This window comes from Streptomyces sp. NPDC044033, assembly GCF_056434425.1.
This window is the reverse complement of the sequence record NZ_JBWKFF010000004.1, coordinates 23,073-35,623: the sequence shown is the minus strand read 5'-3', so window position 1 is coordinate 35,623 and position 12,551 is coordinate 23,073. Positions and strand designations below refer to the sequence as shown.

Genomic DNA, 12,551 nt, shown 5'->3' with positions numbered 1-12,551 from the left:
TCAAGCCCCGGTCCGTTCAGCCTCGGCCCATTCAAGCCGCGGCTCGTTCAGCCGCAGCCCGCTCAAGCCGCAGTCCGCTCAGCCCCGGACCGCTCAGCCCCGGTCCAGCAGCAGTACCGCCACGTCGTCCGTCAACTCCCCGCCGTTCAGGTCCCGTACCTCCGTCACCGCCGCGTCCAGCAGCTTCTCCCCCCGCAGCCCCTCCTGGAGCTGACGGCCGATCAACTCGGCCATCCCCTCCTGGCCCAGCCGCTGCGTGCCCGCGCCGATCCGGCCCTCGATGAGGCCGTCGGTGTACATCAACAGGCTCCACGCGGAACCGAGTTCGAGATCGTGCCGCGGCCAGCGGGCCTGCGGCAGCAGGCCGAGAGCCGGGCCGCCGTCCTCGTACGGGAGCAGTAGCGGTAACGGCTGACCGGGCCGTACGAGCAGGGGCGTCGGGTGCCCCGCCAGGAACAGGCCCGCGCTGCGGCCGTCCGGCGCGATGTCGACGGTGCAGAGCGTCGCGAAGATCTCCTCGTTCGCGCGCTCGTGCTCCAGCACCCGCTGGAGCGTCGAGAGGAGTTCGTCGCCGCTCAGCCCGGCGAAGGTCAACGCCCGCCACGCTATGCGCAGTTCGACGCCGAGCGCGGCCTCGTCCGGGCCGTGCCCGCAGACGTCGCCGATCATCGCGTGCACGGTGCCGTCGGGCGTACGGACCGTGTCGTAGAAGTCGCCGCCCAGCAGCGCCCGGCTGCGGCCGGGGCGGTAGCGGGCGGCGAAGCGCAGATCGGAACCGTCCAGCAGCGGGGTGGGCAGCAGGCCGCGTTCCAGCCGGGCGTTCTCCTGCGCGCGCAGCCGCGATTCGCTCAGCTGCCGCTGCGCGACGTCGGCGCGCTTGCGCTCGACCGCGTAGCGGATGGCGCGGCTCAGCACCCGCTCGTCCAGCTCGTCGCGGAAGAGGTAGTCCTGCGCCCCGACCCGTACGGCCTCCGTCGCCCGTTCGGCGTCCGTCTCGGCGGTCAGCGCCAGCACGGCGTGGCGCGGAGCGAGCCGCAGCACCTGCCGCAGCGTGTCCAGCGCGTCCCCCGCCTCGGGGCAGGAGCCCGGCAGCGCCAGGTCCAGGAGGATGCAGTGCACATCGTCCGTGAGCAGCCGGGCCGCCTCGGTGAGATTACGGGCTGTACGGATACGTACCGGCTTGCCCGATGCGTCCAGCATCTCGGGCACGGAGAGCACGCCCGCCGGATCGTCCTCGATGACGAGCAGCGAGATCCCGGCGTCGAACGTCGCGGCGGTCCGGGGCTGCGGCAGCGTCCGTGCCTCACCGGGCGGAGCCGCCCGCGGCCCTGGCACGGGTACGGACATCGGTTCGCTTCCCTTCCCTCCCCCATGAATCCATGGCACGCCGGAGGGCACGGGGCCCCGGGAGGCGCGGCCCCCTCAGGGCGCGGCGGTCCGCCGATCAGCGGGCCACCGGACGCGACCATAGCGCTCGGCCGCGGCCCAGCGGAATGGCATCTGTCGATTCGCCCGCGTCATATGACGCCCCCTGCCAGGCATTTCGCCTGCCACGCGACAATCGGGCAATGACAAACATCACGCTGGTCCAGGGCGACATCACCCAGCAGTCCGTCGACGCCGTCGTCAACGCCGCGAACACCTCTCTCCTCGGCGGCGGCGGTGTCGACGGCGCCGTCCACCGCCGGGGCGGCCCGGAGATCCTGGCCGAGTGCCGCGCCCTGCGCGCGTCCCACTACGGCCGCGGGCTGCCTCCCGGACAGGCCGTCGCGACGACCGCGGGCCGCCTTCCCGCCCGCTGGGTCATCCACACCGTCGGCCCGGTCTTCTCCGAGGACCAGGCCGCGTACGAGGACCGCTCCGGCGTCCTCGCCTCCTGCTACCGGGAGTCGCTGCGCGTCGCGGGCGAGCTCGGCGCCGTTACGGTCGCCTTCCCGGCGATCTCCACGGGCGTCTACCGCTGGCCGCTCGCGGACGCGGCCCGCATCGCGCTGCGTACGGTCCGTACGGCCCTCGGCCCCGTCCAGGACAGCGGCCCCGTCCAGGACAGCGGCCCCTCCGACGAGGCCCGCCCAACCGACGAGGACCACTCCTTCGCCGAGGCCCGCCCCATCGACGAGATCCGTTCCCCCGCCGGGACCCGCCCCACCGATGAGACCCGCTCCCCCACCGACCAGGACCACTCCCCTGCCGAGGCCCGCCCCGCTGACGCAGCCCCTCCTGCCGCCGGCCTCCGCTCCATCGCCGAGGTCCGCTTCGTCCTCTTCGACGCGCGGGCGTACGCCGCCTTCGACGAGGCCCTGCGGGAGCTCCGCTGACCCCCGCCCGAACCCGCCCGCCCCGCGTACGCAATCCGCCGCCCGCAGCCCCCGCCGCCTCCGCCACCCCCGCCGCCTCACGCGTCAGGCCGTACGACCCCCAGCACCGGCATCGAACCCGCCCCCGCGAGCGTCACCTGGCGGCCCGGCCGCGGCGCGTGCACGATCGCGCCGCCACCCACGTACATGCCGACATGACTTGCGTCGCTGAAGTAAATGACGAGGTCGCCCGGGCGCATGTCGCGCGCGTCGACCCTGGGCAGTCGCCGCCACTGCTCCTGCGAGGTCCTCGGTATGGTGCGGCCCGCCGCAGCCCACGCCTTGAGAGTGAGACCGGAGCAGTCGAAGGTGTCCGGGCCGACCGCACCCCACACATAGTTCTTGCCTATTTGCGCCGTCGCGAACGCGACCGCCCGCTTTCCCGGCGCGCTCACCGCGCCCCCGCCGCCGCGCGGCGCCCCCGCGCTCAGCCACTTCTCCTGCGACGCGTACGCCCGTTCCTCCTCCAACTGCCGCAGCCGGTCCCGTTCCGTCGCCGCCAGCCGCGATTCGAGGCGCTCGGCGGCCCGGAGCCGCCCCTCGATCTCCTTCTTGGCGTCCGCCTTCCTCGCCCGCTCGTCCGCGAGCTTCTCCCACTGCTCGCTCGCCGCCTTCGCATAGCCGTCGAGCGCGGTCCGCGTGACGGCGAGGTCCGCGATGAGGCCCCGGGCGGCCTGCTGCCCCTTGTGGGCGAGGGCCGCGTTGTCGAGGAACTCCGCCGGATCGCCGCCGAACAGCATCCGAGCCTCGGCCGGCATCCCGCCGCTGCGGTACTGGGCGCGGGCCATCGCCCCGGCCCGGCTCCTGAGCCCTGCCATCCGGTCCTGCGCGGCCACCACCGCCCGTGCGATCTTGAGGATCGCCCGCTCCTGCTCGCTCTGCCGCTCGCCCGCCGCGTTGTACGCGTCCGTGGCCGACTCCGCCTTGCGATAGAGCGAGTCGACCTCCGTACGCACCTCCTCCAGGCTCTGCCGCTTCTCCCCGGGCCGCTTCTCCCCGGGTCCCGGCTGCCCGGACTTCATCTGCGGCCCGGGCTTCACCTGCGGCCCGCGCCCTTCCTGTTGCCCTCGCCCCTCGTGTTGCCCTGGCCCCTCCTGCGGAGGCCGCGGTTCCGCACGCGCGGCGCCCGGCCCCGTCTGCGCCCCCGCCACACACGCGAGCGCGGCCACGGCGACCACCGCACCCCGCGCCGCAGCCCGCACCCGCACCCGAGCCACGGCCCGCACCTGCGTCGCAGCCCGTACCCGAGCCACAGCCCGCACCCGCGTCTCCGCCCGAGCCCGAGCCACCGCCCGTACCCGCATCACAGCCCGAACCCGAGCCGCAGCCCGTTCCCCAGCCCCCGCCCGTATCCGCACCCGAGCCTCCCGCCCCGTCCTCCGGGGCCCGCCCGCGCCCGCCCGCCGCCCGCCATCGACGTTCATCACCCGTCAGCCTCCGCTTCGCGCAGCCCATACCTGACGTGCCGTCACATAGGCTCGGATGGTGCCACGCCGCCCCGCGATACAACAGAGAGCGGCCCGTATTCCCACCGCTTTCCGCGGGCGCCCCCCTTTGGGCTCCCACCGCTTTCCACTGCCGCTCCCCTTGAGCCCCCGCCGCTCCCCACCGCCGGCGCCGGCCGTCAAAGCCACCGGGAGCCCCCGGGCGCCGGCCGTCAAAGCCACCGGGAGCGCCTGGCCCCGGCCGTCAAAGCCGCCGGGCGCCCCCGGCAGCCACCCTCCACGCAGGCCCGGAGCCGCCCCCGCCCGGCAGGCCACCACACTGACGGCCGAGGTTCACCCCCCGTTCACTCACCCCCTTCGACCACTTCACCTGTTCTGCCTAATTTCAGCCGTACACCGTGCGAGCCGCACCGTCCGAGGCCCGCATCGCCCAGCAGAGCCCCATAGCTGGACCCCGTGCTGGACAGCCACGCTGAACAGCGCAGACTCCCGTTCGACAACCTCTTCGCACGCCGCCCCAGCGGCGGCTCCCGGAAGGAACCCCCGAAAAGTGAAGCTTCAGCGCAAGAACCGGCTCCGCGCCGCCGCCTTTGGCGCCCTCGCCGTCTCCGGCGCCCTGGTCCTCACGGCGTGCGGCTCGGACAACAACAGCGGCGACGGCGGGGACTCCGCCTCCAGCAAGGCCGCGGGCAACATCAAGTGCGAGGGCAAGGGGGACCTGCTCGCCTCCGGCTCCACCGCGCAGAAGAACGCCATGGAGCTCTGGACGAAGAACTTCATGGCCGCCTGCCCCGACATAAAGATCAACTACAAGGGGACCGGCTCCGGCGCGGGCGTCCAGGAGTTCCTCCAGGGCAAGACGGCCTTCGCCGGTTCCGACTCGGCGCTCAAGCCCGACGAGGTCACGAAGTCCAAGAGCGTCGTCAAGGGCGGCCAGGGCATCAACCTCCCGATGGTCGGCGGCCCCATCGCCATCGGCTACAAGGTGCCGGGCGTGAAGGACCTCGTCCTCGACGCCGACACTCTCGCCAAGATCTTCGACGGCAAGATCGCCAAGTGGAACGACCCCGCGATCGCCAAGCTCAACAAGGACGCGAAGCTCCCGGACCTGAAGATCCAGGCGTTCCACCGCTCCGACGAGTCGGGCACGACCGACAACTTCACCAAGTACCTCAAGGCCGCCGCGCCCAAGTCCTGGCCGTACGAGCCCGCCAAGGCGTGGGCCGCGAAGCAGGGCCAGTCCGCCGACGGCTCCGCCGGGGTCTCCTCGCAGGTGAAGCAGAACGACGGCGCGATCTCGTACTTCGAGCTCTCCTACGCCACCGCCAACAGCATCGACACGGTGAAGGTCGACACCGGCGCCGCCGCCCCGGTCGCCGCCACCTCCGACAACGCGTCCAAGGCCATCGCCGAAGCGAAGGTCGTCGGCTCCGGCAAGGACCTCGCCCTCAAGCTGAACTACGCCACCAAGGCCGAGGGCGCCTACCCCATCACCCTGGTCACGTACGAGATCCTCGGCGACAAGGGCAACAAGCCCGACACCCTCGCCGCCACCAAGTCCTTCCTGACCTACGTCTCCTCCGAGGCCGGCCAGGCCGGTCTGAAGGAACTCGGCTACGCCCCGCTCCCCGCGGAGATCGCCACCAAGGTCCGTGCGAGCGTCGCCTCCCTCTCCTGATCCGTGTGCGGCCGGGCCCCGAGGGCCCGGCCGCACCGTCCGGTGCACCGCCGCGCCAGGAGTCGGGCAGTCCGGCTCCGCAGACCGGAGAAATCCATGGACATATCACCGACCCCAGCGACCAGCCCCCCACCCCGCCCGGTGAAGACCACCACCCGCGCGGGTGACCGGATCTTCCTCGCGTTCTCCCGCGGCTCCGGCATTCTGCTCCTGGTGATCATGGCCGCCATCGCGGTCTTCCTCACCGTCCGCGCCGCCCACGCGATCTCCGCGGACGAGGGCAACTTCTTCACCACCTTCGACTGGGCCCCCAACTCCCAGCACCCGACCTTCGGCATCGCGGTCCTCGCCTTCGGCACCGTCGTCAGCTCGGTCATCGCGATGGCCATCGCCGTGCCGATCGCGGTCGGCATCGCGCTCTTCGTCTCGCACTACGCGCCGCGCCGCCTCGCGAGCCCGCTGGCCTTCGTCATCGACCTGCTGGCCGCCGTCCCCTCGATCATCTACGGCCTGTGGGGCGCGCTCTTCCTCGTCCCCCACCTCAGCGGCGTCTACAGCTGGCTCGACGACTACTTCGGCTGGACCGGCGTCTTCTCCTACTCCGGCGGCGCCGCCCGGTCGATCTTCACCATCTCCATCCTGCTCGCGATCATGATCCTGCCGATCGTCACCAGCGTGAGCCGCGAGGTCTTCCTCCAGGCCCCGAAGATGCAGGAGGAGGCCGCGCTCGCGCTCGGCGCCACCCGCTGGGAGGTCATCCGGATGTCGGTCCTCCCCTTCGGCCGCTCCGGCGTCATCAGCGCCTCGATGCTCGGCCTCGGCCGCGCGCTCGGCGAGACGATGGCCGTCGCCACCGTGCTCTCGCCCAGCTTCGTGATCAACGCCAGCCTGCTCGACCCGGGCGGCGGCACCTTCGCGCAGAACATCGCCAGCAGCTTCAAGGAGTCCGGCGAACTGGGCAAGGACGCGCTCATCGCCTCCGGCCTGGTCCTGTTCGCGCTGACCCTGCTGGTCAACGGCGCGGCTCGGATGATCATTTCGCGTCGCAAGGAGTACACGGCATGAGTGACGTGATCGCGGACCGGCCGACGGTCTCCGACAGCGACCCGCTCCCGCGGGCCGCCCTGCACCAGCCACGGCTGCCGCGCTGGGCCCCGGCCGCCATCGCGGCCGTCGCCGTCGCCGTCGGCGTCGGGATCGGCATCGGCGCCGGACTCAGCAGCCGCGTCCAGTGGGGCCTGATCGCCGCGATCCTCTTCGTGGCCGTCATGTACGCGGCCGCGGCCCGCGTCGAGGGCCGCCGCCAGGCCAAGGACCGCCTCGCCACCAGTCTGGTGTGGGTCTGCTTCCTGATCGCGGTCGTCCCGCTCGTCTCCCTGCTCTGGGAGACCGTCGCGCGCGGGATCAAGGTTCTCGACGGCGCCTTCCTGTCCCACTCGATGGCCGGCGTGCTGACCATCCAGCCCGGCGGCGGCGTCTACCACGCGATCATCGGCACCCTGGAGCAGGTCGGCATCGCCACCCTCATCGCGGCCCCGATCGGCCTGCTGACCGCCATCTACCTGGTGGAGTACGGGCGCGGCAGGCTCGCGAAGGTCGTGACGTTCTTCGTGGACGTGATGACCGGCATCCCCTCCATCGTGGCCGGTCTGTTCATCCTGAGCCTGTGGATCATCATGCTGGACTTCAGCTACTCCGGCTTCGCCGGATCGATGGCCCTGGCCATCTTGATGATGCCGGTCGTGGTCCGCTCCACCGAGGAGATGCTCAAGCTCGTACCGAACGAGCTGCGCGAGGCGTCCCTCGCCCTCGGCGTGCCGAAGTGGCGCACCATCCTCAAGGTCGTACTGCCCACCGCGATCGGCGGCATCGCCACCGGAATGATGCTCGCGATCGCCCGTATCGCCGGTGAGTCCGCCCCGATCGTGCTGCTGGTCTTCGGCTCCCAGGTGATCAACAACGACCCCTTCGAGGGCGCCCAGTCCTCGCTGCCGTACTACATCTACGAGCAGTGGGCGAACGGCAACGAGGCGTCGTACGACCGCGCCTGGGCCGCGGCGCTCGTACTGATCGCCTTCGTCATGATCCTGAACCTGGTCGCCCGCGCCATCGCGCGCTGGAAGGCCCCGAAGTCCGGCCGCTGAGGCCATCCCGATATGCGGCTCCGCCGAGCGGGGCCAGTCGCAGAAAAGAAGTGATTCACATGGCCAAGCGCATCGACGTCGGCGGCCTCAACGCGTACTACGGCGGCCACAAGGCCATCGAGGACATCTCGATGACCGTCGAGCCCCGCTCGGTGACCGCCTTCATCGGCCCCTCCGGCTGCGGCAAGTCCACCTTCCTGCGCACCCTGAACCGGATGCACGAGGTCACCCCCGGCGGCCGCGTCGAGGGCAAGGTACTGCTCGACGACGAGGATCTGTACGGGCACGGGGTCGACCCCGTCTCCGTACGCCGCACGGTCGGCATGGTCTTCCAGCGCCCGAACCCGTTCCCGACCATGTCCATCTACGACAACGTCGCGGCCGGCCTGCGCCTCAACGGCCGGGTGCGCAAGTCCGAGCTGGACAACGTCGTGGAGAAGTCCCTCAAGGGCGCCAACCTCTGGAAAGAGGTCAAGGACCGGCTGAACAAGCCGGGAGCCGGCCTCTCCGGCGGCCAGCAGCAGCGGCTGTGCATAGCCCGCGCCATCGCCGTCGAACCGCAGGTACTCCTCATGGACGAGCCGTGCTCCGCGCTCGACCCGATATCCACGCTCGCCATCGAGGACCTGATGGGCGACCTCAAGGAGCGGTTCACGATCGTCATCGTGACGCACAACATGCAGCAGGCGGCGCGCGTCTCGGACCGTACGGCCTTCTTCAACCTGGCGGGCGTCGGCCAGCCCGGCAAGCTCGTCGAGATCGACGAGACCGAGCGGATCTTCTCCAACCCCTCGGTACAGGCCACCGAGGACTACATCTCCGGCCGCTTCGGCTGAGCCGCCCCCAACACGTCGTGCGGTGCTGCATGGCGGTGCCACCGCAAGACGAGGGCCCGCCCCTCAACCAGGGGCGGGCCCGCACCACCCGGCCCACGGCACTTGAGAACGAACAACCAAAGCCCGCCCCATCAAGCCCGTCCGGCGCTTGAGGACAGTCACAAACCCCCCGCCCCCATCAAGCCGTCCGGCGGCTTGAGGACAATCACAGACCCCAACCCCAACAAGCCCGTCCGGCGCTTGAGGACCAGGGTCCGGGGCAGAGCCCCGAAAAACCCACCCAACCGCCACCCGACAACGGACCATGCACCACCCAGCCCGCCCGACGCTTGAGGGCAATCACAAACCCCAGCCCCATCAAGCCCGTCCGGCGCTTGAGGACAGAACAGCCCGAGCCCGGGGCGCAGCCCCGAAAAGCCAGCACCCAGCCCCCAGGGCGAAGCCCCGCCCGGAGGGCCCCGTCAGCCGAAGACCAAGTCCACAGCCCAATAACTGAGCGCAGCCACCAGCGCCGCAGCCGGCATCGTGATGAACCACCCCATGATGATGTTCTTGGCCACGCCCCACCGAACGGCCTTGACCCGCTTCGTCGCCCCCACACCCATGATCGCCGAAGTGATCACATGCGTCGTGGAGATCGGCGCGTGGAACATGAACGACGCGGTGTACATGACCGAAGCCGCCGTCGTCTCCGCCGCGAACCCCTGCGGCGGGTCCAGCTCGATGATCCGGCGGCCCAGCGTGCGCATGATGCGCCAGCCGCCCGCGTACGTACCGAGCGAGAGCATCAGCGCGCAGACGATCTTGACCCAGATCGGAATGGGGTCGCCCTGGTCCTCGACGCCGCCGATGACCAGGGCCATCACCACGATGCCCATCGTCTTCTGCGCGTCCTGGAGGCCGTGTCCGAGCGCCATGCCCGCCGCCGAGACGGTCTGCGCGATCCGGAAGCCGCGCTTGGCCTTGTGCGGGTTGGAGCCCTTGAACAGCCACAGGATGATGACCATCACGAAGTAGCCGAGAACCAGCCCCACGATCGGCGAGAGGAACATCGGGAGAACGATCTTCTCCCAGACCCCCCACCAGTAGACCGTCGAGGAACCGGCGAGTGCCGCGCCCACCATGCCGCCGAAAAGCGCGTGGCTGGAAGACGACGGCAGACCGAAGTACCAGGTCACCAGATTCCAGGCAATCGCCCCCACCAGCGCGGCGAAGAGGATCATCATCCCCTGGCCGCCGGTCGGTGTGTCGATCAGTCCTTCGCTGACGGTCTTGGCGACCCCGCTGCCCAGGAAGGCGCCGGCGAGGTTCATCACCGCGGCCATCGCGAGGGCCGCGCGCGGGGTCAGCGCCCGCGTGGAGACCGAGGTCGCGATGGCGTTCGCGGAATCGTGGAAGCCGTTCGTATACGTGAAGAAAAGCGCGACCCCGATGGTCACGACAAGCGCGAAGGTGTCCACCGGGGGTCAGGACTCCTTGACCGCGATGGTCTCGACGGTGTTGGCGACGTGCTCGAAGGCGTCCGCCGCCTCCTCCAGCACGTCCACGATCTGCTTGAGCTTGAGCACGTCCATGGCGTCGTACTTGCCGTTGAACAGGTGCGCGAGGAGCTTGCGGTGGATCTGGTCCGCCTGGTTCTCCAGCCGGTTGACCTCGATCCAGTACTCGGTGAGGTTGCTCATCGTGCGGAGGTTGGGCATGGCCTCGGCGGTCAGTTCGGCCGCCCGCGCCAGCACCTCGATCTGCTGCTCCACGCCCTTCGGCAACTTGTCGACCTGATAGAGAACGACCAGGTCGACGGCCTCTTCCATGAAATCCATGATGTCGTCGAGGCAAGAGGCGAGGTTGTAGATGTCCTCGCGGTCGAAAGGCGTGATGAAAGAGGAGTTGAGCTGGTGGAAGATCGCGTGTGTCGCGTCGTCCCCGGCGTGCTCCGCTGCCCTCATCCGTTCGGCGATCTCGACCCGGGCGGAGGAATCCGCTCCGAGCAGTTCCATCAGGAGCTTCGAGCCCGTGACGATGTTGTCCGCGGAGGCGGAGAACATGTCGTAGAAGCTCGTCTCCCTGGGGGTCAGACGAAAGCGCACTGGGGGTCCTCGGGGTGCAGCGGATTCGGTCGACTTGATGCTAGGCGCATCATCAAGCCACGGCTAACTGGCATTCCATCAGTGTCGCCCATCGGGCAGAGTGCTCAGCAGGGGGTACCGCCTCGATGTGCGGCCCGGTTCGCTCGGAACAGCGGAAAAAATAGAAAATTCGGTACCATATACCCGGTGGGGGTATATGGCCCCATTCAGGACGACGGAGGACGCCATGACGACCAAGGAAGCCGCTGTGAACGGCAGCCCCGGCGCCCCCGACGCGCCCGCCCCGACCGACGCGACCGCCGAGGCCCTCGCCACCGCCGACCACGACCGCGGCCCGCACGGCTACAGCCACCAGAAGGACCAGCACCGCAAGCGGCTGCGCCGGATCGAGGGCCAGATCCGCGGTCTCCAGCGCATGATCGACGAAGACGTCTACTGCATCGACATACTCACGCAGGTCTCCGCCAGCACCAAGGGTCTCCAGTCCTTCGCCCTCCAGCTCCTGGAGGAGCATCTGCGGCACTGCGTGGCCGACGCGGCCACCCGGGGCGGCAAGGAGATCGACGCCAAGGTCGCCGAGGCCACCGCCGCCATCGCGCGCCTGCTGCGCACCTGAACCGGCCGGTTCGCGCCATTCACCTGCGGTGATCCGGACCATTTCCCCCCAGGAATCCCGGTCCCCATCGGGAATCCGGCCATCGTCGGGAAACCGGTCACCGCCGGGAATCCGGCCCCGGCGCGGACTCGGGCCGCCGCTGCCGCACCACCCTCAGCACCTCGTCGATACGGTCCGGACTGAGCCGTTCCTCATCCGCGCTGGACGCCGCGATCATCAACTCGCCGTAGAGATCGATCTCGACGAGGGCAGCCACGGGGTCCGACGTACCGGACGAAGGTCGACGCGAAACCACGGGTTCCACCTCCTTCTCCGATCGGCGATTTACCAGCGTACGGATCGCTGCACACCCCGTGCATGGCACAGACGGACCATTTCGATGGCCCGAGTCGGCGCCCCGCACTAATTCACCGGAGAAACGACCTTCCCCGTATAGATATCCGTAGCCGGGGGTAGCCGCACGGTGACTTTCGTCCCAAAGGCATACAGTTCCACCGTCGATGCCACATCCATCGCGCCGTGCCCGGCGTCCGGGACCGTGAAGCGGTGCCGCACCTTGCGCAGCCGCCCCTGGTCGTCCAGGTAGGCGTCGCACGCGACCGCACGGCCGAAGAACCCTTTCGCCGCCGCGCCCAGCGCCCCCCGCTGCCCCGAGGAGGCCCCTCGGGCGGCCCGCCCCAGGTCGCAGCTGCCCCGGAAGTGCCGGACCGTCGCCCCGCCGGACCGCTCGCTCCCGGCGAACTCCACCCGCCGCGCCCCGCGCAGCAGTTCGGCGGCGGCGAGCGGGTCGGTCGCCCCGTTCGCGACGAGATTTCCGTCACCGAGCGAGCCGGTGGCGAGGCGCACCCACTTGTCCGCGGGCACGCCCGCCCCCCGGTTCTTCATATAGAGCGCGCCGGGCGCGAAGAGCTCGGTGATCGACGGGCGCCCCGCGGGCTCCGCCTGCCCCGGCGCCGCGCCGCCCGGAGCCGGTACGCGCACCCGCAGCCGGCCCAGCGACTCCCCGAAGCCGTAGTCACCCGTGCCCAGGATGGTCAGCCGGGTGCCACCGCTGACCGTCTCCAGGTACGTACGGACGCGGGCCCCGCCCGCCCTCGCGAGCACATCGGCGGCGTGCCGCACGGCGGTGAGGGCCTCGCCCGGCGCCGGTGCGCCGACCGCGCGGGCGGCCGCGGCCTTGCCGTGGCCCCCGGCGGGGGCCTCCGCCGAGCAGCCGGCCGTCGTCAGCAGCCCCACCGCGAGCCCGCTCGCCACGGCGGCGGCGACGACCGCGCCCCCGCGTCCCCGCTCCTGCGCCACCATCGACGGCCGACCCCCTGGTCCCGCTGCACCTGGACACCCGCCCCGTTCAACGACGGTTCCGGGGCCCCGTCACGGCCGGTAGCGTG

At 70.6% G+C, this 12,551-nt stretch carries 11 protein-coding genes and 1 pseudogene; 6 read left to right on the top strand and 6 right to left on the bottom strand.

Translation table 11 applies throughout. The annotated features are described in order from the left end of the window. Positions 1-93: 93 nt before the first annotated feature. Positions 94-1,347: a PP2C family protein-serine/threonine phosphatase gene (locus tag AC07AB_RS09515; protein WP_478562751.1), complete on the bottom strand. Its 1,254-nt coding sequence runs from the start codon at positions 1,345-1,347 to the stop codon at positions 94-96. A 221-nt stretch (positions 1,348-1,568) separates the two neighbouring features. Between AC07AB_RS09515 and AC07AB_RS09510 the strand changes: the two are divergent. After that, positions 1,569-2,030: pseudogene (locus AC07AB_RS09510) on the top strand (O-acetyl-ADP-ribose deacetylase); the annotation flags it as partial. A 365-nt stretch (positions 2,031-2,395) separates the two neighbouring features. Here AC07AB_RS09510 and AC07AB_RS09505 read toward each other — a convergent pair. Beyond that, the gene (locus AC07AB_RS09505) at positions 2,396-3,379 is read right to left on the bottom strand and encodes a C40 family peptidase (RefSeq protein ID WP_478562748.1); all 984 of its coding nucleotides are present in this window, start codon (positions 3,377-3,379) and stop codon (positions 2,396-2,398) included. A 973-nt stretch (positions 3,380-4,352) separates the two neighbouring features. Here AC07AB_RS09505 and pstS point away from each other — a divergent pair. The 4 genes from pstS to pstB all read left to right on the top strand — a co-directional run bounded on the left by pstS (position 4,353) and on the right by pstB (position 8,460). Continuing rightward, positions 4,353-5,480: a phosphate ABC transporter substrate-binding protein PstS gene (gene pstS / locus AC07AB_RS09500; protein WP_478562745.1), complete on the top strand. Its 1,128-nt coding sequence runs from the start codon at positions 4,353-4,355 to the stop codon at positions 5,478-5,480. A 96-nt stretch (positions 5,481-5,576) separates the two neighbouring features. After that, positions 5,577-6,545 (top strand): phosphate ABC transporter permease subunit PstC, encoded by a 969-nt coding sequence (gene pstC, locus AC07AB_RS09495; RefSeq protein ID WP_478562742.1) that lies wholly within the window; start codon positions 5,577-5,579, stop codon positions 6,543-6,545. Continuing rightward, positions 6,542-7,624, top strand: a complete 1,083-nt coding sequence (gene pstA, locus AC07AB_RS09490; RefSeq protein ID WP_478562739.1) for a phosphate ABC transporter permease PstA — start codon at positions 6,542-6,544, stop codon at positions 7,622-7,624. Before pstC ends, pstA begins: the two co-directional genes overlap by 4 nt. A gap of 59 nt (positions 7,625-7,683) precedes the next feature. Next, a complete protein-coding gene (gene pstB, locus AC07AB_RS09485) occupies positions 7,684-8,460 on the top strand; it encodes a phosphate ABC transporter ATP-binding protein PstB (protein WP_363135046.1) in 777 nt (258 codons plus the stop codon). Between the two features lie 461 nt (positions 8,461-8,921). Here the strand turns inward: pstB and AC07AB_RS09480 are convergent, their stop codons facing one another. Further along, positions 8,922-9,920, bottom strand: coding sequence for an inorganic phosphate transporter (locus tag AC07AB_RS09480; RefSeq protein ID WP_478562736.1), 999 nt, complete (start codon positions 9,918-9,920; stop codon positions 8,922-8,924). 6 nt (positions 9,921-9,926) lie between these two features. Next, complete coding sequence (locus AC07AB_RS09475) at positions 9,927-10,547, bottom strand: DUF47 domain-containing protein (protein WP_478562733.1); 621 nt, start codon at positions 10,545-10,547, stop codon at positions 9,927-9,929. Between the two features lie 226 nt (positions 10,548-10,773). On the opposite strand from AC07AB_RS09475, the gene AC07AB_RS09470 reads away from it, so the two are divergent. After that, positions 10,774-11,163, top strand: a complete 390-nt coding sequence (locus AC07AB_RS09470; RefSeq protein WP_478562730.1) for a metal-sensitive transcriptional regulator — start codon at positions 10,774-10,776, stop codon at positions 11,161-11,163. Positions 11,164-11,260: 97 nt separating this feature from the next. On the opposite strand, the gene AC07AB_RS09465 is transcribed toward AC07AB_RS09470, so the two are convergent. Both AC07AB_RS09465 and AC07AB_RS09460 read right to left on the bottom strand, forming a co-directional pair. Further along, positions 11,261-11,458: a hypothetical protein gene (locus AC07AB_RS09465; protein WP_478562727.1), complete on the bottom strand. Its 198-nt coding sequence runs from the start codon at positions 11,456-11,458 to the stop codon at positions 11,261-11,263. Between the two features lie 107 nt (positions 11,459-11,565). Next, a complete protein-coding gene (locus AC07AB_RS09460; protein WP_478562724.1) occupies positions 11,566-12,465 on the bottom strand; it encodes an SCO4651 family lipoprotein in 900 nt (299 codons plus the stop codon). Positions 12,466-12,551: the final 86 nt, after the last annotated feature.